The sequence below is a fragment of the Pseudomonas fluorescens genome, assembly GCF_902498195.1.
Lineage (GTDB): Bacteria > Pseudomonadota > Gammaproteobacteria > Pseudomonadales > Pseudomonadaceae > Aquipseudomonas > Aquipseudomonas fluorescens_BU.
Genome location: NZ_CABVIY010000009.1, coordinates 213,812 through 238,070, shown reverse-complemented (window position 1 = coordinate 238,070; position 24,259 = coordinate 213,812). Strand labels below are relative to the sequence as shown.

Here is a 24,259-nt window from a genome sequence, read left to right as displayed (position 1 = left end):
GGACAACACCCGATCAACCGTAGGAGCTGACGAGTGAAACGAGGCTGCGATCTTTTGATCTCTAAAAGCAAAGATCGCAGCCTCGTTTCACTCGTCAGCGCCTACAGTGGAGCGGTATCGACCACTTTGGGTCTTTGTTTTTTTCCTGTTTAAGTTGCTGACTATGCTCAAACGCCTTGCCTGGCTGGCGCTCTGTGTCTGCGCGCCGCTGTCCGCCGCGCCGCTTATCGATCATCAACGTTTGCAGCAACTGGCCAACGACCCTTTCTGGATTTCCCTGGGCCATTACGAAACCGCCAAACTTGGCGGTTGGCGCAGCTATGTCAGTGACAGGAAATTCTTTCTCGCCGCCGACGGTAACGAACATCCGGATCATGAACTGCAAGCCACCGTACAGGCACTGTACGCTCCGGCCAGTGCCGGCGAGCAGCATGCGCAATGCGTCTACCCGGCGCGTACCCGTTGGCTGAAAGCGCAGCTCGACCTGACCGGTTTGCCGGCGCCGGACTGTGCCGAATTCAAGCAATGGTTCAAGGACGTCTCGCCCCACAGCGCGGTAATGATTTTCCCGGCGGCCTATCTCAATAGCCCCTCTTCAATGTTCGGCCACACGTTGCTGCGCATCGACCAGGCGGATGTACAAAGCGACAAGACTTCACTGCTCAGTTACGCGATCAACTTCGGCGCCTACATTGAAGGCTCGGACAACAGCATTCTCTACGCCTGGAAAGGCTTGATGGGGGGGTATCCCGGCCTGTTCGCGCTGGTCCCCTACCAGGAGAAACTCTCGGAATACCGCAGCCTTGAAAATCGCGACCTGTGGGAGTACCGCCTGAACCTGACCCAGGCAGAGACCGAGCGCATGGTCGAGCATGTCTGGGAACTCAAACAGATTCAGTTCGACTACTTTTTCTTCGACGAAAACTGCTCCTACCGCCTGCTGGAATTGCTGCAGGTGGCGCGCCCGAGCTTGCGCCTGACCGAGCAATTCCCGCTGACCGCGATCCCCACCGACACCGTCAAAGCCGTGAAAGAGGCAGGGCTGGTGGAGTCCATTGAGTACCGCCCTTCCCGCGAGCGCGAACTGCTGAGCCGTGCCGAACCCTTGACCGATGCAGAACAGCAATGGGTGCTGAAAGTCAGTGCCGACCAGCAGCAACTGCAAAACCCGGAATTCAAGGCGCAACCCCGCGACCGGCAGGCGCTGATCATCGATGCCGCCTATCGCCTGGAACGCTACCGCGCCAACGGCCAGGAGCGTGACCCGCAGCGGGCACAGCGCAGTTTCGAGCTGCTGCGGGCGATCAACCAGAACCCGGCACCGGAACTGGACATCCCGCAACCCGGCCTGCCTGAAGATGGCCACGAATCCCGTACCTGGCAGGCGGGAATCGGCACCCGTGGGGACCGGGCCTTTGGCGAATATGGCCTGCGCATGGCCTACCACGACCTCAACGACAACGCCGAAAGTTTCCCCCTCGGAGCGCAGATCGAAATCCTGCAACTGAAACTGCGCCAGTACGAAGGCAATGACTGGCAGGTGCAACAACTGGACCTGGCCACCATACGCTCCCTGACCCCGCGCAATGAGCTGCTGCAACCGCTGTCGTGGCAAGTCACCGGGGGCCTGGAGCGGGTGCCGGGCAAGCATGACGATGAAAACCTGGTCAGCCACGTCAATGGCGGCGGAGGTGGCACCTGGCAACTGGGCGACGACATGCTGGGGTTCGCCCTGGGCACCGTGCGTGTGGAGCACAACAATGACTTCGCCGGGTTTATTGCGCCAGCGGCGGGATTCAATACCGGCCTGCTGTGGAAGAACCCGCTGGGCAATTTCAGCCTGGAATCCAAGGGGGATTTTTTCACCAATGGCGAAGTGCGCCGCAGTGTGAGCCTGAACCAGCAGTGGGCGTTGTCGCGCAACCTGGGCCTGCGCCTGAGCGCCCAGCGCGAATTCAGCCACCTGGCTTCGCCCGAAAATGAAGTGATGCTTGAGGTGAAGTGGTATCACTACTGAAAAGATCGCAGCCTTCGGCAGCTCCTACATTGGATCGCGTACGCCTGTAGGAGCTGCCGAAGGCTGCGATCTTTTGATCTTTCTTTCACAAGCAGCTAACAAGCCTGCACCTAGACTTTCCTTATAGGCCGTCGAACGGCCCGGGAGTCGAGGATGTGGCGTTGTGCAGGTTTGGTTGGTTTGTTGCTATTGATCACCGGTTGCCAGACAACCCACGAAGACCTGATCGCCAAGGGTTATCCACCGGCGTTCGCCGACGGTTTCGATGACGGCTGCAGCAGTGGCCGGCAAGCCGCCGGCGCCATCACCGGCGAGTTTCGCAAAAATGTCCCGCGTTACCTGAAAGACAACAACTACGCCGAAGGCTGGAGTGACGGTTTTCGCCAGTGCCAGGCCATGCGCGAGAACCAGGACCGCGCGGACTATCGCAACAGCCATTGGAACGAGCGCGATAAAGCCTGGCAACAGCAAAAGGATCAGGACGCCGCCCGGGCCTATCGCTCGCAATAGGTCGCTGACAGACATCCATTGAAACCAAAAGCCTGCAACCATGGCCCAAACCCTATCTCGGGAGAAAACCATGAGTCGCGCCTTCGTCAATGAAGATAACGCCGCCGCGCAAGCCGATCAGCCGGTCGAACGGCAGGTCAGCGCGCAGCCCAATTACGTCACTGGCGCTGGCCTGGATCTGCTGCAGGAAAAGGTCGCCGAGTTGCAGGCATTGCACGCCCAACAATCGGCGAGGGGTGATCAGGCTGACAAGCAGCTGCTGGCCAACCTTGAACGGGATCTGCGTTACTTTCACCAACGCCTGCAAAGCGCTCAGGTGGTGCCCGCGGCGACGTCGACCAGCAAGGTGCAGATTGGCAGCCGGGTCACCTACGTCGATGAGCAAGGCACCGAGCACCGCGTGCAATTGGTCGGTGAAGACCAGGCCGCTGCCGCCAAAGGCCTGATCAATTGGGGATCGCCGCTGGGCCGGGCGTTGCTCGGGGCGCAACTCGGTGACGAGGTGCTGTGGCAACGCCCGGCGGGCGATCAGTTGATCGGGATCGTCCGTATCGAACCGGTTTAGACCACGCCCTGGGCGAGCATGGCGTCGGCGACCTTGACGAAACCGGCGATGTTCGCGCCCTTCACGTAGTTGACCTGACCGTTCTCTTCACCGTAATGCACGCAAGCGTGGTGGATCGACTGCATGATGGCGTGCAGCTTGCTGTCCACTTCACCGCCGGTCCACAGCAGGCGCATGGCGTTCTGCGACATCTCCAGCCCGCTCACGGCCACCCCACCCGCGTTAGAAGCCTTGCCCGGCGCGAACAGGATGCCGGCGTCGATAAACAGGTCCACTGCCTCAAGCGTGGTCGGCATGTTGGCGCCTTCGGCCACACAGACGCAGCCATTGCGCAGCAAAGTGCGAGCGGCATCGGCATCCAGTTCGTTCTGCGTGGCGCACGGCAGCGCGATGTCGCAGCTCAGTTCCCACGGGTGCTGACCGGCGAGGAACTCCAGGCCAAATCGGCCAGCCAGCTCGCTGATGCGTCCGCGCTGGACGTTTTTCAGCTCCAGCACCGCTTGCCACTGCTCCTCGGTCAAACCGCTCTCGCAGTAGAGCGTGCCTTCGGAATCCGACAGCGAAATCACTTTGCCGCCCAGGTCCATGACCTTGCGGGCCGCGTACTGTGCGACGTTGCCGGAACCGGAGATCGCTACCCGCTTGCCTTCGACCGTCAGGCCGCGACGCTTGAGCATCTCTTCGGCGAAGTAGACGCAACCGAAACCGGTGGCCTCCGGACGAATCAGGCTGCCGCCGTAGCTTGGGCCCTTGCCGGTCAGCACGCTGGTGAACTGGTTGCCCAGGCGCTTGTACTGGCCGAACAGGAAACCGATTTCCCGGGCACCGACGCCGATATCACCGGCCGGCACGTCAACGTCGGCACCGATGTGACGGTACAACTCGCTCATGAAGGCCTGGCAGAAGCGCATGACTTCCGCGTCGCTTTTGCCTTTTGGATCGAAGTCCGAACCGCCCTTGCCGCCACCCATGGGCAACGAGGTCAGCGAGTTCTTGAAGGTCTGCTCGAACGCGAGGAATTTCAATACGCCGAGGTTGACCGAAGGATGGAAGCGCAAACCGCCCTTGTACGGACCGATGGCGCTGTTCATCTGGATGCGGAAACCACGATTGACCTGCACCTTGCCGTGATCGTCGACCCAGGAAACGCGAAACACGATCGCCCGCTCCGGCTCGCAAATTCGCTCCAGAATCCCGGAGGTCAAATAGTGGGGATTGGCCTCGAGAAAGGGCCAGAGGCTGCGCAGGACTTCTTCGACGGCCTGGTGGAATTCAGGTTGGTCCGGATCGCGTTTTTTCAGGCGGGCAAGGAAGGATTCGACGGATTCGATCATGGAAAAGGCTCGGCAAATTATTGTCGTTGGAAGAAATTGGGCCGGACTTTAACAAACGAAACGTGCACAAGAACAGAGCAGAATGTCGCGTTTATGAAATTAAATGGTGCACAGGATATAAATTGATCGTGTTTTCCGACCGTTTTTGCACCTGAAAAGGGATTCACAAACCAAGATTCGCACCGTTATGAAGACTGCATTCGCGAGCAAGCCCGCTCCCACTTTTGACCCCGTTCCTCCAGGTGGAATGCGACCAAATGTGGGAGCGGGCTTGCTCGCTATGGGCCCACCGCAGAGGCACTGAAAGACACGCAAAAAAAAACGGAGCCCGAAGGCTCCGCTTTTTCATGCAACCCACCCGATATCAGGCCAGTTTCTTGTGGCGTACACGGTGCGGCTGTGCAGCCGCTTCGCCGAGACGCTTTTTACGATCGGCTTCGTACTCGGTGTAGTTGCCTTCGAAGAACACGGCTTGCGAGTCGTCTTCGTACGCCAGGATGTGAGTCGCGACGCGGTCAAGGAACCACCGATCGTGAGAGATCACAATGGCGGCGCCCGGGAAGTCCAGCAAGGCTTCTTCCAGGGAACGCAGGGTTTCGACGTCGAGGTCGTTGGACGGTTCGTCGAGCAGCAGGACGTTGCCGCCCTCCTTCAGGGTCAAGGCCAGGTGCAAGCGACCGCGCTCACCACCGGACAGGTCCTTGACGAACTTCTGCTGGTCGCCGCCCTTGAAGTTGAAGCGACCGACGTAGGTGCGCGACGGGATCTCGTAGTTGCCGATGCGGATCTGGTCGGAACCGTCGGAAATCTGCTGGAACACCGTCTTGCTGCCGTCGAGGTCTTCGCGGCTCTGGTCGACGCACGCCAGTTGCACGGTTTCGCCGACTTCGATGCTGCCCGAATCCGGTGTTTCCTTGCCCATCAGCATGCGGAACAGGGTCGACTTACCGGCACCGTTACCGCCGATCACGCCGACGATGGCGCCCTTAGGCATGGAGAACGACAGGTTGTCGATCAACACGCGATCGCCGTAACCCTTGGTGACGTTCTTGAACTCGATGACCTTGTCGCCCAGGCGCGGACCGGCCGGGATGTAGATCTCGTTGGTTTCGCTGCGCTTCTGGAATTCCTGCGATTGCATTTCTTCGAAGCGTTGCAGGCGAGCCTTGGATTTCGACTGGCGGGCCTTCGCGCCTTTGCGCACCCACTCCAGTTCTTCCTTCATGGCTTTTTCGTGAGCCGACTGTTGCTTGGATTCGGCCGCCAGACGATCCGACTTGGCTTCCAGCCAACCCGAATAGTTGCCTTCGTACGGAATGCCTGCGCCGCGGTCGAGTTCCAGAATCCAGCCGGCGACGTTGTCCAGGAAGTAACGGTCGTGCGTGATCGCTACCACGGTGCCCGGGAAGTCGTGGAGGAAGTGCTCCAGCCAGGCGACGGAATCGGCGTCCAGGTGGTTGGTCGGTTCGTCGAGCAGCAGCATGTCCGGGGCGGACAGCAGCAGGCGGCACAGGGCCACACGACGCTTCTCGCCACCGGAAAGGAATTCAACCTTGGCATCCCACGCCGGCAGGCGCAGTGCATCGGCGGCGACTTCCAGCTGGCGCTCCAGGTTATGACCGTCGCCCGCTTGCAGGATGGCTTCGAGCTTGGCCTGTTCAGCGGCCAGTTTGTCGAAGTCGGCATCCTCATCCGCGTAAGCCGCGTAGACCTCGTCCAGGCGTGCCTGGGCGTTCTTGATCACGCTGACCGCTTCCTCGACCACTTCACGCACGGTCTTGGTCGGGTCCAGGATCGGTTCCTGTGGCAGGTAACCGATGTTCAGCTCCGGCATCGGACGGGCTTCGCCCTCGAACTCGGTGTCGACGCCGGCCATGATTTTCAACAGCGTGGATTTACCCGAACCGTTGAGACCGAGCACGCCGATCTTGGCGCCCGGGAAGAACGACAGGGAGATGTTTTTCAGGATTTCCCGCTTCGGCGGCACAACTTTGCCCAGCCGATGCATGGTGAATACGTATTGAGCCATGGAGAACCTAGGGTCAGTGACAGATGAATAATAAAGCGCAGGCGATGCCTGGCCAGACCGTGCGCGTCGGCCGCTTGATGGGGATCAATGCGTGCGCGCTGAAAAAAGTCTGATTCTAGGAGCTGGAACGCTCCCGCGTAACCGGCAAAGCTACCTCAATGACAGATGGCCGTCCAGCCGAGTGGGGCTGGCACTTTGCCACAACTCAAGGCATGCTAGCCGCCCTTCGGGCGTCCGGCTTATAGTGCACGTCGCGCCAGTCCAGCCAAACCGCAGGATCAAAGCTTGTCCAGTGTCCTTCCGCCCCTGACCACCAGTGCACCTTCAACAGCGAACGGTTCGCCCCTGCGCGGAACCCTGAAAAGTGCCTTGGCGAGCCTCGTGCTTTTACTGCTTGCACTGCTGTTCTGGCAGCTGCTGGACCAGCTGCGCGAAAACCAGAAAACCCAGCGCCAATACACCATCGACTACACCGCCGACCTGGCCGCGCAAGTCAGCCTGAACATGGCGCTCAACGCGCAGATCGCCCTTAATCTGCTACCGATCGTTGAACAGCCGCAAAGTATCGAAGAACAGCAGGAGCTGCTGCGCAAGCTGCAAAAGTCCTTGCCCGACCTGACCAGCCTCGCCCTGCTCAGCCCGTCCGGAACCATCCTGACCGACAGCGCGACCAACAGCGAAGACGCGGATTACCTGAGCGAACTGGTCCGGCGCAGTCGTGCCCAGCCTCATTATTTCAGCAATGCCATCGATGGCTCGGTGGTGCATCTGTTGCTGCATCAAGCCAGCGGCAGTACCCGTGGCTACTGGGCCTTGCGCTTCAATCCGAGGTTTTTCTCGTCCCTGACCCAGCTGAACGGGACCGATGGCCGTCCGCAATGGCTGGTGGAAAACCGCTTCAACCACCAGATCATCAGCCGCGATGAAGCGCTGCCCCTGGTCAACCCGGGCATGCTCACCCAAGACGACGTGAGCAACAGCGTACTGACCGTTCCGCTGAGCGGCAGTGACTGGCAGCTGCGCGGGCTGTTCGATCGCCAGCGGGTGCTCGAGGAACTGCTGCCGGCCTTCATCGGCAAATGCCTGTTGTGCCTGGCCTTCTCCATGCTGCCGTTTATCGTCCTGCTGAACATGCGCCGGCGCCAGCGCCAGCTGCATGAAGGTCGCCGCCGTTATCAGGAAATCTTCGAAGGCACGGGCGTCGCGCTGTGTGTACTCGACATGTCTGGCCTCAAGAGCGCGTTCGACAAGGCCCGGTTGCAGAGTCAGGAGCAACTGCAAGGGTGGCTGGAGGACCGGGAACAGCGCCTGCAGCTGCTCCAGGCGCTGCGCATTACCGAAGTCAACCAGGTGGCCCTGCAGTTGCTCAACGTCAGTACCTCCGGACAAGCCTGGGACTTGCTGATCGATGGCAACCCGCTGGACGGCAGCGCCATCGGCAACCAGGTGCTCGAAGCGGTGCTCAATCAACAGCAGCAACTGGAACTGGAAATCAAGCTCCAGGACGCGACCGGCCGCGACCAGCACCTGTGGCTGGTGTTGCGCCTGCCACAAAACGCCGAAGGCTTCAAAGCGGTGATCCTGAGCATCACCGACATCACCAGCCGCAAGCTCATCGAGTTGTCACTGCTGGAGCGCGAAGGATTCTGGTCCGATGTGGTGCGCACCGTGCCCGATCACCTGTACGTACAGGACGTGATCAGCCAGCGCATGATCTTCAGCAACCACCATCTGGGCCAGACCCTGGGCTACAACCGCACCGAACTGCAGCACATGGGCGAGTATTTCTGGGAAATCCTCCTCCACCCCGACGATGCCGATTACTACCACCGCTCGCGCCAGAACCAGCGGCAAGGCGGCTACAGCCAATTGATGCAATGCCAGCTGCGCTTCCGTCACCGGGACGGGGAATGGCGGCGTTTCGACATTCGCGAACAAGCCCTGGCACGGGACAAGCACGACCAGGTGACCCGCATCATCGGCGTGGCCAAGGACGTCACCGAGCAGATCGAGGCCAGTGAGTCCCTGCGCGACAGCGAACAGCGCTACCGGATGCTCGCCGAAAGCATCAGCGACGTGATCATCTCCACCGACAACCGCATGTCACTCAATTACGTCAGCCCCTCGGTGCAAGCGGTGCTGGGCTACGACGCCGAATGGATTTTCCAGAACGGCTGGCAATCGACCATCGCCAACCCGCAGCAACTGGCCGGCATCTACAGCCTGATGGAGCGGGTCAGCAAAGCCCTGGATCAACCTGAACAACTGGCCCTGTTGCGCACCCAGGTGCAGACCCAGATGTTCCTGTTCGACTGCCTGCGGGCCGACGGGCGCAAGATTCCCATCGAACTGCGGCTGGTGCTGGTCTGGGACGAACACGACACCTTCGAAGGCGTGCTCGGTGTCGGTCGCGACATCAGCCAGCAGCGCCGCGCCGAAAAAGACCTGCGCATGGCCGCCACGGTATTCGAGCACTCGACCTCGGCGATCCTGATCACCGACCCGGCCGGCTACATCGTTCAGGCCAACGAAGCCTTCAGTCGCGTCAGCGGTTATGCGGTGGAGCAAGTACTCGACCAGTTGCCGAACATGCTGACCGTCGACCAGGAACAGGAAGCGCATCTGCATTACGTGCTCAAGCAACTTAACCAGAACAGCACCTGGGAAGGCGAAGTCTGGCTCAAGCGCCGTAATGGCGAACATTACCCGGCGTGGGTCGGCATTACCGCGGTACTGGACGACGAAGGCGACCTGGCCAGCTACGTGTGCTTTTTCAGCGACATCAGCGAGCGCAAGGCCAGTGAGCAGCGGATTCATCGCCTCGCCTATTACGATGCCCTGACCCACCTGCCCAACCGCACCCTGTTCCAGGATCGCCTGCACACCGCGCTGCAAGCGGCCGAACGGCAAAAGTCGTGGGTGGTGCTGATGTTCCTTGACCTGGACCGTTTCAAGCCGATCAACGACTCCCTGGGCCATGCCGCCGGCGACCGCATGCTCAAGGACATGGCCACGCGCCTGCTGGGGTGCGTCGATGACGACGACACCGTGGCGCGCATGGGCGGCGATGAGTTCACCCTGCTGCTGCAACCACGGGCCAACCGGGAGATTGCCCTGAACCGGGCAATTCATGTGGCAGAACAGATTCTCGCCAGCCTGGTGAAACCGTTCGTGCTCGAAGGCCGTGAGTTCTTCGTCACGGCCAGTATCGGCATCGCCCTGAGCCCGCAGGACGGCAACGAACTCAGCCAGCTGATGAAGAACGCCGACACCGCGATGTACCACGCCAAGGAGCGCGGCAAGAACAACTTCCAGTTCTATCAGGCGGACATGAACGCCAGCGCCCTGGAGCGCCTGGAACTGGAAAGTGACCTGCGCCATGCCCTGGAGCAGAACGAGTTCGTCCTGTATTACCAACCGCAATTCAGCGGCGATGGCAAACGTTTGACCGGCGCCGAAGCCCTGTTGCGCTGGCGCCATCCGCGCCGCGGCCTGGTACCGCCCGGGGACTTCATCCCGGTGCTCGAAGAGCTCGGCCTGGTGGTGGACGTGGGCGACTGGGTGATCAGCGAGGCATGCCGCCAGCTCAAGACCTGGCATCAGGCCAAAGTGCGGGTGCCGAAGGTGTCGGTGAACATCTCGGCGCGACAGTTCTCCGACGGTCAGCTCGGTACGCGAATCGCCACCATCCTCAAGGACACCGGCCTGCCACCGGCGTGCCTGGAACTGGAGCTGACCGAAAGTATCCTGATGCGCGAAGTCAGCGAGGCGATGCAGATCCTCGACGGCTTGAAAAATCTCGGCCTGAGCATTGCGGTCGACGACTTCGGCACCGGTTACTCATCGCTCAACTACCTCAAGCAGTTCCCGATCGACGTGCTGAAAATCGACCGCACCTTCGTCGACGGCCTGCCATCGGGCGAACAGGACGCGCAGATCGCCCGGGCGATCATCGCCATGGCCCACAGCCTCAACCTGGCGGTGATCGCCGAAGGTGTGGAAACCCAGGAGCAGCTGGACTTCCTGAGGGAACACGGTTGCGATGAGGTCCAGGGTTATCTGTTCGGGCGGCCGATGCCGGCTGACCGGTTTGAAGTGCAATTCAGCGATGATGCTCTCTTCGTGTTCGACTGACGTTTTTCAACGCGGCGGATGACGCTTTCGCGAGCAAGTCGAATCGTCGCACCGCCGCTCCCGCATTTTGGAATGCATTGCTCTGTGGGAGCGGGCTTGCTCGCGAAGAGGCCGGCACGATCACCGCTAATCCCCGCATGAACACCACTTGTCTGCGACATGATGTCCTTTCATATGCCTTCCAAAACCCGTTGGGGTAGAATGCCCCCCTTTTCTGCCCCCGATCCTTGAGGACCGCCATGTTCAGCCGTGATTTGACTATTGCCAAGTACGACGCCGATCTCTTTGCCGCCATGGAGCAAGAAGCTCAGCGCCAGGAAGAGCACATTGAGCTGATCGCTTCGGAAAACTACACCAGCCCTGCGGTGATGGAAGCTCAAGGCTCGGTATTGACCAACAAGTACGCCGAAGGCTACCCGGGCAAGCGCTACTACGGCGGTTGCGAGTACGTCGACATCGTTGAGCAACTGGCCATCGACCGTGCAAAAGAACTGTTCGGCGCCGATTACGCCAACGTTCAGCCGCACGCCGGTTCGCAAGCCAACAGCGCCGTCTATCTGGCCCTGCTGTCGGCCGGTGACACCATCCTGGGCATGAGCCTGGCCCACGGCGGTCACCTGACCCACGGCGCCAGCGTTTCGTCCTCCGGCAAGCTGTACAACGCCATCCAGTACGGGATCGACGCCAACGGCCTGATCGACTACGACGAAGTCGAGCGCCTGGCGGTCGAGCACAAGCCGAAGATGATCGTGGCCGGTTTCTCTGCCTACTCGCAGATCCTGGACTTCCCGCGCTTCCGCGAAATCGCTGACAAAGTTGGCGCCTACCTGTTCGTCGACATGGCCCACGTGGCCGGTCTGGTCGCCGCTGGCGTCTACCCGAACCCGGTTCCATTCGCTGACGTCGTGACCACCACCACGCACAAGACCCTGCGCGGTCCACGTGGCGGCCTGATCCTGGCTCGCGCCAACGCCGACATCGAGAAAAAGCTGAACTCCGCCGTATTCCCTGGCGCCCAGGGTGGCCCGCTGGAGCACGTGATCGCCGCCAAGGCCATCTGCTTCAAGGAAGCGCTGCAGCCTGAGTTCAAGGCCTACCAGCAACAAGTGGTGAAAAACGCCCAGGCCATGGCCAGCGTATTCATCGAGCGCGGTTTCGACGTGGTTTCCGGCGGTACTGAAAACCACCTCTTCCTGCTGTCGCTGATCAAGCAGGAAATCTCCGGTAAAGACGCCGACGCCGCTCTGGGCAAAGCGTTCATCACCGTGAACAAGAACTCCGTGCCAAACGACCCACGCTCCCCGTTCGTCACCTCCGGCCTGCGCTTCGGCACCCCGGCGGTGACCACTCGCGGCTTCAAGGAAGCCGAGTGCAAGGAACTGGCCGGCTGGATCTGCGACATCCTGGCCGACCTGAACAACGAAGCGGTGATCGACGCCGTTCGCGAGAAGGTCAAGGCTATCTGCAAGAAGCTGCCGGTGTACGGCGCCTAATCAGCCCGCTAAACCGCAGCAATGAAAAACCGGCCAGAGATGGCCGGTTTTTTTATGAGCGGGTCATGCCGGCACCCGACAAGGGCCACGCTCAGTACCGTAGTGTGCTGACGCCAACGGGCGCGACAAAATTGCCGCTCAGTGAGTAGCAGGTTTGGCAAACTCCAATGCCAATACATCCGGCAAGTCTGCATTCACGGCCTGCAGCAGGGCCTGACCAGCACCCGTGATGCCTAGCATCATGCTCAGGTCGGGAAACTTGTACTCATCCAGAAAATCTTCATTGAAGAAATTATGGGCCACTTGAGAGAGCGCGCGATTGACCTTCGCAATGCCCGATTCGTTGCTTGTCTCGCGATAGCGTTTAAGCAGGCACATCAGATTGCCAAAATCACCATGGCACAAGCTGTAACCAGACCCGAGCCCCTGCTCCCAGAGATGGCGCTCACAGCGCTCGGCATCCTGCTCGAGTACCGCTCTGGTTTCGGCGCTCAACGCCCTCCCCATCGATTGAACCAGCCCATGCCGGGCAATGAGAATACCGCCATCACCATGGCACCATTTAATAGATGACGCAGACTTGGCGTCTTCCCGAAGGTCAAGCCAGTAACCATCGACCGTGTGATGGTTTTCTGCTTGCAACCACGTTGAAATCAGCTCGGCGAGCTGTGGATCTTTCGTAATCTCCCAAGCCTTGCCAACTGCCTGCATAACTCCCGAAATGCCATGAGAAAAACCGGTTAACAGCGGTTTCCCCGTTGTCTTGAGCCGCAGCACTCCCTTCTCCAGCGTCAGAGCCGATTGAATGGCGTTTGAGAATTTTTCGATCAGGGGGCGCAATGTCTCACGCTTTCCGAGCTGGTACAGATTCACCAGAACGGTCAGGGCGCCACACCAGCCCAGAATGAAATCGAATTCATCGTCTTCGCGTGGAAAATCCGCCAGTTTCAACAACAGCTCTTCGACGTTCGCCTGATAGGTCTGACGGCCAGTCATCAGCTCATAATTGACCAACACGTACAGGTAGGAAGTCAGGCCGAGATACGCACTGACCTCCAGCTTGCGTGAAAATTGCCCTTGGGATTGACTCATCGAATACAGGATTCGCTCTGCCTCATCCCGGTGACGCGTCACCCCGCCAACCCGGAACAGACTCAGGTAGAAAATAGCCAGTCCTCCCATTCCGTTGAACAAGCTATTGCCCATGTGCGTTAGAAAATTGCGGCCGGTTCGGGGATGCGTCTCAATGCACGTCCAGCCGACATCGCCCAGCTCGCCGTCGATGCGGTTTTTTTCAATGATTGCGGCAATGCGCATAGCGCCTTCGAGATACTGCACGCGACCAAAGTCGGGGACGGCTTCCAAGTGGTGACTTCGATTGAGTGGCAAAAATTCAGTGGCGAGGGGAAACACACACGCCTGCAATATATGAACCTGGAACGCCTTGTCCTTTGGGGATAGTGTTTCCAGCTTGTTTCGGCAACTCTCAAAAGGAAGCTCAATCGGTAAAAGCGCAACGGTCTGACCATGAGCGTCGAGCAAATGGTCAGACAGCAAGGCTTGAGTAAAACATGGAAAATTAGCCTTCTTGAGATCGTGGATTTCGTGTCTCGGGATATCGTATTTATTTAGCCTGTCACCGAGATCAGCCCACAAGGTTGCGAGTAACAATTCATGTTTGAACTGACACTGAGTGAAATGTGGATGAGTCATCATTCCGATGAAATCGGCATAGCGTTGGGTACTTTTGATCAGCACACGGGTCTTCAACCCTTGTGCATGCTCGGCCAGCAATTCAAGTACCGCCTCTCGATGGTTCATTACGTCATCGTAACCAACTTTGAAACCGTATAAAAAAGCCTCTTCGTAAGCAATGACCGAACGCACCTCACCTTCGAAAACAGGGAGGTGTTGCATCAACGGGCGAGTGTCGACTTCCTGTGGTTTCAAGCGATAGAAGCCCTGCTCAGGTACTAACAGTGGCCTCGTGACGACAAACCTCTGTTGGCGGCTCAAACCACTTTGGTCATTGTCCGAGCCTGCTGCATTGGAAACAAAACCTGTTGTAAACACCGACTGGCTATTGAGCCTGATGATTTTGAAAAGCGCCCGCCCATGCGGTTCATCAACCCTTAGATCAACCATGGCCGAAGTGAACAGGCATTCAAGATCGATCATTACCGGACTGCTCCCATGGGCAATGATATTTTCATAGTGGAAGTCTTTGCCATTTAATGCATGGATCACTGCAACCTGTGCCCCCAGGCGCTTATAGAAAAGCAACAACTCGCTTTCTGTTTCGCAGGGCACGTTTTCGATTTTTTCAATCCAGCAGTGATTATCCGAAGAAACCATAAGGGGTGCATGTATGGCGAAATAGCTATTTCCCGTCTGCGTCCGCATCTTTTCGAGCAACGCATTGTAAAATAGTACTTCACGATTGCTTCTTGGTTTAAATATCAGCTCCACAGTGCCGACTTTCACGCAACAGACAGTTTCGCCGTTGGCATGAGCATCGCCCAAGCCCATGGAAATTGAACCGATCTGCCTTTCGCATAATCCAAAAGTGCTTTCAAGCTGGCAAATATCCAACTTGAAATAACATAGGATCTTGTACAGATACGCGACCGTATCTTCGATCCGCTCAATCAGCATGCGTGTCAGTACCGGATATGATGCCAGGAACTGTGGCAGCCCCACGCCAGCCACTTCCCGATCAAATAGTTCCAGATCCAGATCAGCACCGTCAGCAATCCGGCTGTTGAGCTGATGAACCAAGGATTTCAATGCAAGTTGTTTGACCTGTGAAGTCAAGTGAGAACGAATACTCGGCAAAAACGTTTCTACATCAATCCACTCACATAGGGTTTCATACTTCGGATCACGTTCAAACACATGCCTTAGAAAACCATACCAACAGGCACAAAATCTGCCAAACATAACTTGCTCAGCATCGTCACCCTGAGACAATGAAACAATTAATCTTATTTTCGCCTGATCCGCCTCACTTGCCCGATCGGCTGTAGCATTACCGAGCAATAAAGTGTCACGATACTCTTCCAGCAGCGCCTGACGATCAATCCCAAAACAATACTGAATAGCCTTGTCATCTTTGTGCAGCAGATCAATCATTTTGCTCAAGGCATCATACTTTTCCGCCATTGGTGCACTCATAACATTCACTCGACTTTCAGAAAGTTTGCCAATATCGGGAGCTCGTAAAAACAAGGCGGGCCAGAGCCCGCCTTGTCTTATTATGGGAGGCAGCAGGGTTGAAGTACGGTGCAGGCCACGGTCGGACAGCCAACCGTGGTATCACAACCAATTTCCGCAGCGACATCGGCGTTACCGGAATTCACATAGGCCTGGAACTCCGCACCAAATTCACCGGACAGATCCAAAATCAGCTCTTGCATGGGTGTTTCTCCTGAAAGAAAGTTTATTAATCGCCTTGACTGGCGAACAACAAAACTATCATTGACCGGAAAACTTCACTCCACTTCAAACAGAACAAAATGTAAACGACGACGCTACCTATCAGCAGCCAATCCGAAGTACTTTTTAAATGCCAACCGGCTGAAACAGACTGTAAAGATTACTTGCGATGCGCCAGGAGCGAGCTATCTCGACGGCCAGACAAATCGCTTTCGAATGAAAACCTCGCTCCTACGGCACTTATCAACTCACCGTATCGTATCGACTATTCAACCCTACTCTGCTGCCACTCGTGTAAACCCCTCTCGGATTTTATCCTCCGGTAAATCATCGGCAATAAATACGATGATGCTTTCACGCGGTTCATCTTCCGCCCATTCAGTGTCCCAATCGAATCCATACAACTTGAGAACGCCTTGAAACACCATGCGCCGTGGCTCGCCCAGGATGTTCAATACACCCTTGTAGCGCAGCAATTGCTTGCCATGGTCTTCCAGCAGTTCGTTCATGAATTCGCTGAGTTTGTCGATATCCAGCGGCTTGTCGGTGCGCAGCACCAGGCTGGAGATACGGTCGATGGAAGGTGCCTGGGTGACCGGGCGCAAACTCACGCCGCCGCCCAGGTCGGCATTGAGATTGAAACCACGCACATCGAGCAGTTCGGCCAGATCGATCTTGCCATGGTCGACCACACGAATCGGCGCGCGACGGTTGATACGGGTCAGGCGATCGCTCAGGGCGCTGAACGTCGGCTCATCCACCAGGTCGCGCTTGCTCACCAGCAAACGGTCGGCGAAACCGATCTGTGCCTGGGCGATGGTCTGGGTCAGGTGAGTCTCGGCGTGCGCGGCGTCCACCAGGGTGATGATGCCGTCGAGGATGTAGCGCTCGCGCAGCTCTTCGTCGATGAAGAAGGTTTGCGCCACCGGTGCCGGATCGGCCAGGCCGGTGCATTCAATCACCAGTCGGTCGAAGGCGATTTCACCGCTGTCCAGGCGTTCGAGCAGCAGATACAGCGCTTTGGTCAGGTCGGTGTGGATGGTGCAACAGACGCAGCCGTTGGACAGCGTCATCACTTGCACCGGCTCATCACCCAACAGTTGGGTGTCGATGCCGGCGTCACTGAATTCGTTTTCGATCACGGCGATTTTCAGGCCGTGCTCGGTTTTGAGCAGGTGGCGCAACAGCGTGGTTTTGCCTGCGCCGAGGAAGCCGCTGAGGATGGTGACCGGGATGGGGGAGGACACGCTGACTCTCCTGTTGCATTGAATTCAAAGAAAAACACAAAACAAATGTGGGAGCGGGCTTGCTCGCGAAGACGTCGTATCAGTCGACATGAATGTTGAATGACACACCGCTTTCGCGAGCAATCCCGCTCCCACAGGGTATTGCGTCAACCTGGTTGTTGGATCAACAACACTTCGGCCCGCCCTTGCCACCGTAACGGGCCTCCTGACGTTCCCGGAAGAACGCCTCATAGCTCATCACCGGTTTGTCCGGGTGCTTGTTTTGCATATGCTCGACGTAATTGTCGTAGTCGGGCATGCCGACCATCAGGCGCGCGGCCTGACCGAGGTATTTACCGAGGCGACTCAAGTCATTGAACATGTTGCAGTCCTCGATCACGCATCCGGCAGCGCCTGGAAGGGCGATTCTTTATCCGTACGTTCTTTTTTGCCCCAGGAAGCGATGCCGACCTTGAGCGCGTAGAACAGGATGCTGAACACCACGAACAGGAACAGCGCGGTCAGCGTGGCATTGGTGTAGGCATTGAAGATCACGTGCTGCATCTGCGTGACGTCCTTGGCCGGGGCGAGGATCTGACCATTGGCCAGGGCATCGCTGTATTTTTTGGCCAGCGACAGGAAGCCGATCGCCGGGTTGGCGTCGAACAGCTTGATGAAGCCGGCAGTGGTGGTGCAGATCAGCAGCCATACCGCTGGCAGCAAGGTCACCCAGATGTAGCGCTGGCGTTTCATTTTGATCAGCACGACGGTGCCGAGCATCAGCGCGATACCGGCCAGCATCTGGTTGGAGATGCCGAACAGTGGCCACAAGGTGTTGATGCCACCCAGCGGATCGATCACGCCCTGATACAGCAGCCAGCCCCACATGGCCACGCAACCGGCGGTGGCAATCAGGTTGGCGGTCCAGGATTCCGTGCGCTTGAGCGCTGGCACGAAGGAACCGAGCAAGTCCTGCAGCATGAAACGCCCGGCACGGGTGCCCGCGTCGACGGCGGTCAGGATGAACAGCGCTTCGAACAGGATCGCGAAGTGGTACCAGAACGCCATGGTGTTTTCACCTGGCAGCACACTGTGCAGGATCTGCGCGATCCCCACCGCCAGGGTCGGCGCACCACCGGCACGGGCCAGGATGGTGGTTTCACCGATGTCATGCGCCACGGCTTGCAGCGCTTCCGGGGTGATTGCAAAGCCCCAGCTGCTGACGGTTTGTGCTACTGCCACCACATCACCGCCGACCACGGCCGCCGGACTGTTCATGGCGAAGTACACGCCAGGCTCGATCACCGAAGCGGCGACCATGGCCATGATCGCCACAAAGGATTCCATCAGCATGCCGCCGTAGCCGATGTAACGGGCGTTGACCTCGTTATCAAGCAGCTTGGGCGTGGTGCCGGAGGAAATCAGTGCATGGAAACCCGACACGGCGCCACAGGCGATGGTGATGAACAGGAACGGGAACAGGCCGCCCTTCCACACCGGACCGGTGCCGTCGATGAACTGGGTCAGCGCCGGCATTTTCAGCTCGGGCGTGGTGATCAGGATGCCGATCGCCAGGGCAACGATGGTGCCGATTTTCAGAAAGGTCGACAGGTAGTCACGGGGTGCCAGGATCAGCCACACCGGCAGCGAAGCGGCGACGAAACCGTAGCCGATCAACATCCAGGTGATTTGCACGCCATTGAAGGTAAAGGCCTTGGCCCACACCGGATCAGCGGCGATTTGCCCGCCCAGCCAGATCGAACCCAACAGCAGCAACACGCCGACTACCGAGATTTCACCGATGCGGCCCGGGCGGATGTAGCGCATGTAAATGCCCATGAACATCGCGATCGGGATGGTCGCCATCACTGTGAAGATGCCCCACGGGCTTTCGGCCAGGGCCTTGACCACGATCAGCGCCAGAACCGCGAGGATGATGATCATGATCAGGAAGCAGCCAAACAGCGCGATGGTGCCGGGGATGCGGCCCATTTCCTCACGGACCATATCGCCTAGCGAACGGCCGTTGCGGCGGGTGGACATGAACAGGACCATGAAGTCCTGCACTGCACCGGCCAGCACCACACCGGCGATCAGCCACAGCGTGCCGGGCAGGTAGCCCATCTGCGCCGCCAGGACCGGACCGACCAGCGGCCCCGCGCCGGCGATGGCCGCGAAGTGGTGGCCGAAAAGGATGTGTTTGTTGGTTGGAACGTAGTCCAGACCGTCGTTGTTGAGCACGGCGGGGGTGGCCCGTCGCGGGTCGAGTTGCATCACATTGTTAGCGATGAACAGACTGTAGTAACGATACGCGACCAGATAAATGGCCACGGCGGCGACCACAATCCATAAGGCGTTGATCGCCTCGCCTCGGCGCAATGCCACTACGCCCAGGGCGCACGCTCCCACGATTGCCAGCACCAGCCAGGGTATGTGGCGTAGCAGGCTATTATTATTTTTCATTTTATGATTCCAGCCAGAGTGGACAAGAAAGACAGCCACACCGAGTTTAGCGCTACTGACGGCAAAGACCATACCCAACGTTGGTCTAGACGCTTGTGCTGGCTGGCAGGTTCTGACAATGCGGGTCTATAGTCAGCGAACATCCAGAGGATTGCGCCATGAGCGACCACCCCGCCGATCGCCGCCGCTTCAAACGTATTGCGTTCGATGCCAAAACCGAGCTGAGCCAGGGAGCGTTCATCTGGCCGGTGAAGCTGATCGATCTATCGCTCAAGGGGCTGCTGATCGAGCGGCCTGAACCTTGGCTGGGCAACCCGCGGCAGGATTTTTTCGTCGATATTCATCTGAGCGAGGACATCGACATCGAGATGGATGTGCGGCTAAGCCATGAAGACCACGGCCAGCTCGGATTTGTCTGCCGGCATATCAGCCTGGAGTCCATTGAACGGCTGCGGCGGTTGATTGAATTCAATCTGGGAGATCCGCAGGAACTGGAGCGGGAGCTGGGTGCCCTGATAGACATCTGAGCACACCTTGTAGGAGCTGCCGCAGGCTGCGATCTTTTGATCTTGTTGTTCAATAGCAAAGTCAAAAGATCGCAGCCTGCTACAGGGACCTGTGTTTATTCGAACAAGGCGTCCAAGGCCTGTTCCAGACGTGTGACGGCAATGATCTGCAACCCCGCCGGCGCTTCTTTCGGTGCATTGCCCTTGGGCACGATGGCCCGCTTGAAGCCATGCTTGGCCGCTTCTTTCAGTCGTTCCTGACCGCTGGGCACCGGGCGCACTTCGCCGGACAGGCCGACTTCACCGAATACCAGCAGATCATGGGGCAGCGGCCGGTTGCGCAAGCTGGACATCACCGCCGCCATCAACGCCAGGTCAGAGGCTGTCTCCAGGACCTTCACACCACCGACCACGTTGAGAAACACGTCCTGATCGTGGGTCGGAATACCGCCGTGACGGTGCAACACCGCCAGCAACATTGCCAGGCGATTCTGGTCCAGCCCCAGCGTGACTCGACGCGGGTTGGCCAGATGGCTGTCATCCACCAGCGCCTGTACTTCCACCAGCATCGGCCGGGTCCCTTCCCATGTCGCCATGACCACACTGCCCGGGACTTCTTCCTGAGCGCGGGTCAGGAAAATGGCCGACGGATTGGAGACTTCTTTCAGGCCCTTGTCGGTCATGCCGAACACGCCTAGCTCGTTGACCGCGCCGAAACGGTTCTTCACCGCCCGCAACAGGCGCAAACGCCCGTCGGACTCGCCCTCAAAATACAGCACCGTATCGACCATGTGCTCCAGCACGCGAGGACCGGCGAGTGCGCCTTCCTTGGTCACGTGGCCGACCAGGAAGATCGCCGTCCCGCTCTGTTTGGCATAGCGCACCAGCAACGCCGCGCTTTCGCGCACCTGTGAGACGCCACCCGGCGCCGATTGCAGTTGTTCCGTGAAGATCGTCTGGATCGAGTCGATCACCATGACCTTGGGCTTTTCCTGCCGTGCCGTGGCGATGATGGTTTCAATGCAGGTCTCGGTCATGACCCGCAGTTGATCCTGTGGCAAACCCAGGCGTCGGGCGCGCATGGCCACTTGTTGCTGGGACTCTTCGCCCGTGACGTACAGGGCCGGCATGCTCTTGGCCAGGTTGCACAGGGTTTGCAAAAGGATGGTCGATTTGCCGATGCCGGGATCGCCGCCGATCAGCACGACCGAGCCGTCGACGAGACCGCCACCCAGTACCCGATCCAGCTCGCTGGATGCCGTGGAAAAGCGCGGGATTTCTTCGACGCTGACTTCGGCCAGGGTCTTGATCTGCGCCTGTTGCCCGGCCCATCCGGTACGCCCGGTGGGCGCCGCGGCCCCGCCGCTTTCCACCATGGTTTCGGTCAGTGTGTTCCAGGCCCCGCATTCACCGCACTGGCCGGCCCACTTGGGGAAGGTTGAGCCGCACTCGGTGCAGCCGTACATGCGCTTGGCCTTGGCCATCTGAACTCCCGGCAAAAACCGCGATGATAGCTCAGCCGCGCGTAATCAGCGCGAGCTGAGGCCCTACGGATGTCGATAGGCAAGGAATTTATTTGATCGCGCGCAACGAAACGAACCACTAATCCTATAGCTCATTAAACAGTTAGTACATTACATCAAGTTACCCGCTGTATAACCAATCCGTGACGACAACCTATAAAACCGCCATCAATCAAATATGAAACCTGTACGAACCCTATAAATAAAAAATCCACCGTACAACTCAATAGCTAACAACCCCAGGACCCGCAAGGGTATTAACCACCGCATAGAATTTCCACTCCACGTTTAAACTTAGAATCATTCGCTTCTACAACAGCATGAAAATATCCACCCTTCGAAACTTTGTGGCGCATAGAAATCATCAATCGAGCCTTAGATCCTGGCCAGTTGGATAGAGAGTGAAAACGACCTGGCAGGCGTGTGCCAAAAAAGGAAGATACGAGGACGAAATCAGCTTTTGTTTAAACTTTTCAACGCCCAACCGGTCGATTGCAGGCAAGCCCTGCAAGCAGTTGTTTCAAGCAGAATGCACCTTGCTGAATTACACTGCGTTCACCAACCTCATCTGTAACAAGGAATAACCTATGGGCGTGATAAGTGAGTTCAAGGCCTTCGCCGTCAAGGGCAATGTGGTCGACATGGCCGTCGGTATCATCATCGGCGCCGCGTTCGGCAAGATCGTCACCTCGTTTGTCGGTGACGTGGTCATGCCTCCCATTGGCCTGCTGATCGGTGGGGTGGACTTCAGTGACCTGGCCATTACGCTCAAAGCGGCCAGCGGTGATGCCCCGGCGGTGGTGCTTGCCTACGGTAAATTCATCCAGAGCCTGATCGACTTCGTGATCGTTGCCTTCGCAATCTTCATGGGCGTCAAGGCCATCAACCGCCTGAAGCGCGAGGAGGCCGTGGCCCCTACCCTGCCGCCGGTTCCCACCAAGGAAGAAGAGTTGCTGGGGGAGATCCGCGACCTGCTCAAGGCCCAGAACAATCGACCTTGAACACACTGATGGCAAATAAGACGGCGCCTTGCAGGCGCCGTTTCTTTACCAGAAATTTTCCACCGCCACCTGCCCCGGTCGGCGGCTGAGGCTCAAGTGCATGTCACGCTGCTTGAGCAACTTACGGGTGTCATCGATCATCTGCGGGTTGCCGCACAGCATGACCCGCGAGTGCTCCGGCGTCAGTGCCACGCCGGCCGCGCGCTCTAGTTCGCCATTTTCGATCAGCGTGGTAATTCGTCCATTGAGTGCGCCAGGATGCTCTTCACGCGTCACGGTGTTGATGAGTTGCAACTTGTGCGCGAATTCCGCCAGGTATTCGCGCTGCGCCAGGCCAGCGATCAACTCCTGATAGGCCAGCTCCCGGGTTTCGCGAACGCTGTAGACCAGGATGATTCGCTCGAATTTCTCCCATACCTCGAAGTCCTGGAGGATCGACAAAAACGGCGCCAGGCCAGTGCCCGTGGACAACAACCACAGATCCCGCCCATCGACAAAACGATCGAGTGTCAGGTAACCGAAGGCCTGGCGGTCGACCAGCAATGTATCGCCAACGCCCAGCCGGCTCAGCTCACTGGTGAACTCACCGCCCGGCACAACAATGGAAAAGAATTCGAGAAAGTCGTCAAAAGGCGATGAAACCATGGAATAGGCACGCCATACCGTGCTGCCGTCCGCCTTGGTGACGCCTAGCCGGGCAAATTGCCCCGCTCGAAAACGGAAGCCCGGATCCCGGGTGGCGCGCAGGGTGAACAGGTTCGGGGTCAGGGGCTGAACGTCGAGCAGGGTCTGACGGGTAAATTTCTCTTCACTGGCGGTCATGAGGGGCTCCAATCATCGGATAGCCGCAGTGTCTCGCAAAGCGGGCGCCATAAACACCGGCGATTTGTAGTGTTTTTGGAGCAAATGCTCTTCATTTGCAAACAACAAAAATTCGGCCAATCTATATATGAAGCACGTCAGAAGTTTGATTAACCCATGAGATCTTTAATATTAACAGTGACATTCAATAACCTGCCACCGCCTATCTATAGAACCAGATCAGTAACTTTCAGCCGGGCATAAATTCAAAATATTCTCAGCGTCATTGTAGGATTCATCCTACACTCCAAACTCATCGTGATCCCAGATCCAAGTTAGGTTGATCGCGTTATATACACAGAGGGAGTTGCATGATGGAAAGGTGGAAGGAGTTACAACTCGAACAAATATCTGCGACGAGCGAAATTGAAAGTGCCTACCGAACATCACTGCAGTTCGCCAAAAACATCGGCTTTAAATTTTTCGCCTTTTCAACAACTTGCCCTACGAAGTCGGAGAATTTTCATACGTCGCGGTTCAACAATTATCCCGATGCCTGGAACGCCGAATATGCGAAAAACAAATTGGGCACCATCGATCCAATAGTGGCGCATTGCAATCAATCCACACTGCCAATACTTTGGAGTGAGGAACTGTTTCGCAATGCTCCCAGGCTATGGGAGTCACTCGAACAACAAGGCTTACAGCATGGCTGGTCGCAAGCCGTTCATGATGACCAAAGCGGATTCTGCAGCATCGTGAGTATGGCCAGGAGCCATCGCCAAATCAGTGCGTGGGAGTTGTATGAGAATCTCGGTTTCTCCCTCTTCATCGGGCATCATTTACACCATCTGTTGATGCAGACACTGCCCAAAGTGCCAGCCAAATCGTCATCGCCGCATTTGTCGCCACGGGAGATCGACGTGTTGAAGCTGGCGGCGGATGGCAAGACGGCTTATGAAAGCGCCCGGATCCTCAACCTCAGCGCCCGCACGGTCAATTTCCATATCCAGGAAGTCATCCGGAAGTTCGGAGTCAACAACAAGGTCTCGGCTGTCATTGCCGCCGCGAAGGCGGGTTTGCTCAGCAGCACTTTGATGCGCTGATTGGAAAAACCTGCGAGTAATCCGACACGAAAAAAAGTACCATCCACGGTTCCTCCTGAGTGCTGACGTGTGAACCCTCCACGACGCAGTGCACTCGGACGGCCCCGCCCGCCACG

The 24,259-nt window shown here is 57.9% G+C and carries 17 protein-coding genes; 8 read left to right on the top strand and 9 right to left on the bottom strand.

Annotation, left to right across the window (positions count from 1 at the left end):
* Positions 1–163 precede the first annotated feature (163 nt).
* The 3 genes from F8N66_RS29180 to F8N66_RS29170 all read left to right on the top strand — a co-directional run bounded on the left by F8N66_RS29180 (position 164) and on the right by F8N66_RS29170 (position 3,092).
* On the top strand, positions 164–2,017 hold the full coding sequence (locus tag F8N66_RS29180) for a DUF4105 domain-containing protein (protein WP_150773386.1): 1,854 nt from the start codon (positions 164–166) through the stop codon (positions 2,015–2,017).
* Positions 2,018–2,170: 153 nt separating this feature from the next.
* Positions 2,171–2,527: a hypothetical protein gene (locus F8N66_RS29175; protein WP_150773385.1), complete on the top strand. Its 357-nt coding sequence runs from the start codon at positions 2,171–2,173 to the stop codon at positions 2,525–2,527.
* 70 nt (positions 2,528–2,597) lie between these two features.
* Positions 2,598–3,092 carry a GreA/GreB family elongation factor gene (locus tag F8N66_RS29170; RefSeq protein ID WP_150773384.1) on the top strand — a complete coding sequence of 165 codons (495 nt, stop codon included), beginning with the start codon at positions 2,598–2,600 and terminating at the stop codon, positions 3,090–3,092.
* Here the strand turns inward: F8N66_RS29170 and gdhA are convergent.
* Positions 3,089–4,426: an NADP-specific glutamate dehydrogenase gene (gene gdhA, locus F8N66_RS29165; RefSeq protein ID WP_150773383.1), complete on the bottom strand. Its 1,338-nt coding sequence runs from the start codon at positions 4,424–4,426 to the stop codon at positions 3,089–3,091. The genes F8N66_RS29170 and gdhA overlap by 4 nt on opposite strands.
* A 364-nt stretch (positions 4,427–4,790) precedes the next feature.
* Positions 4,791–6,455, bottom strand: a complete 1,665-nt coding sequence (ettA, locus tag F8N66_RS29160) for an energy-dependent translational throttle protein EttA (RefSeq protein WP_150773382.1) — start codon at positions 6,453–6,455, stop codon at positions 4,791–4,793.
* Positions 6,456–6,740: 285 nt separating this feature from the next.
* On the opposite strand from ettA, the gene F8N66_RS29155 reads away from it, so the two are divergent.
* Positions 6,741–10,589 carry a bifunctional diguanylate cyclase/phosphodiesterase gene (locus F8N66_RS29155; protein WP_150773381.1) on the top strand — a complete coding sequence of 1,283 codons (3,849 nt, stop codon included), beginning with the start codon at positions 6,741–6,743 and terminating at the stop codon, positions 10,587–10,589.
* Between the two features lie 239 nt (positions 10,590–10,828).
* Positions 10,829–12,082: a serine hydroxymethyltransferase gene (gene glyA / locus F8N66_RS29150; protein WP_020798669.1), complete on the top strand. Its 1,254-nt coding sequence runs from the start codon at positions 10,829–10,831 to the stop codon at positions 12,080–12,082.
* A gap of 138 nt (positions 12,083–12,220) precedes the next feature.
* Here the strand turns inward: glyA and lanM are convergent, their stop codons facing one another.
* The 5 genes from lanM to F8N66_RS29130 all read right to left on the bottom strand — a co-directional run bounded on the left by lanM (position 12,221) and on the right by F8N66_RS29130 (position 19,206).
* Complete coding sequence (gene lanM, locus F8N66_RS29145) at positions 12,221–15,256, bottom strand: type 2 lanthipeptide synthetase LanM (protein WP_150773380.1); 3,036 nt, start codon at positions 15,254–15,256, stop codon at positions 12,221–12,223.
* Positions 15,257–15,336: 80 nt separating this feature from the next.
* Positions 15,337–15,498 carry a hypothetical protein gene (locus tag F8N66_RS31570; RefSeq protein ID WP_191623064.1) on the bottom strand — a complete coding sequence of 54 codons (162 nt, stop codon included), beginning with the start codon at positions 15,496–15,498 and terminating at the stop codon, positions 15,337–15,339.
* Between the two features lie 294 nt (positions 15,499–15,792).
* Complete coding sequence (gene yjiA, locus F8N66_RS29140; protein ID WP_150773379.1) at positions 15,793–16,764, bottom strand: GTPase; 972 nt, start codon at positions 16,762–16,764, stop codon at positions 15,793–15,795.
* A 163-nt stretch (positions 16,765–16,927) separates the two neighbouring features.
* Positions 16,928–17,125: a YbdD/YjiX family protein gene (locus F8N66_RS29135; RefSeq protein WP_077046022.1), complete on the bottom strand. Its 198-nt coding sequence runs from the start codon at positions 17,123–17,125 to the stop codon at positions 16,928–16,930.
* A 14-nt stretch (positions 17,126–17,139) separates the two neighbouring features.
* Positions 17,140–19,206 carry a carbon starvation CstA family protein gene (locus F8N66_RS29130; RefSeq protein ID WP_150773378.1) on the bottom strand — a complete coding sequence of 689 codons (2,067 nt, stop codon included), beginning with the start codon at positions 19,204–19,206 and terminating at the stop codon, positions 17,140–17,142.
* A 158-nt stretch (positions 19,207–19,364) separates the two neighbouring features.
* On the opposite strand from F8N66_RS29130, the gene F8N66_RS29125 reads away from it, so the two are divergent.
* Positions 19,365–19,733, top strand: a complete 369-nt coding sequence (locus F8N66_RS29125; RefSeq protein ID WP_150773377.1) for a PilZ domain-containing protein — start codon at positions 19,365–19,367, stop codon at positions 19,731–19,733.
* A 95-nt stretch (positions 19,734–19,828) separates the two neighbouring features.
* Here F8N66_RS29125 and radA read toward each other — a convergent pair whose 3' ends face one another.
* Complete coding sequence (gene radA / locus F8N66_RS29120; protein WP_150773376.1) at positions 19,829–21,196, bottom strand: DNA repair protein RadA; 1,368 nt, start codon at positions 21,194–21,196, stop codon at positions 19,829–19,831.
* Between the two features lie 626 nt (positions 21,197–21,822).
* Here radA and mscL point away from each other — a divergent pair.
* On the top strand, positions 21,823–22,236 hold the full coding sequence (mscL, locus tag F8N66_RS29115; protein ID WP_150773375.1) for a large-conductance mechanosensitive channel protein MscL: 414 nt from the start codon (positions 21,823–21,825) through the stop codon (positions 22,234–22,236).
* A 45-nt stretch (positions 22,237–22,281) separates the two neighbouring features.
* Here the strand turns inward: mscL and F8N66_RS29110 are convergent, their stop codons facing one another.
* Positions 22,282–23,058, bottom strand: a complete 777-nt coding sequence (locus F8N66_RS29110) for a ferredoxin--NADP reductase (protein WP_150773374.1) — start codon at positions 23,056–23,058, stop codon at positions 22,282–22,284.
* 353 nt (positions 23,059–23,411) lie between these two features.
* Between F8N66_RS29110 and F8N66_RS29105 the strand changes: the two genes are divergently transcribed.
* The gene (locus tag F8N66_RS29105) at positions 23,412–24,143 is read left to right on the top strand and encodes a helix-turn-helix transcriptional regulator (protein ID WP_150773373.1); all 732 of its coding nucleotides are present in this window, start codon (positions 23,412–23,414) and stop codon (positions 24,141–24,143) included.
* The last annotated feature ends 116 nt before the right edge of the window (positions 24,144–24,259 follow it).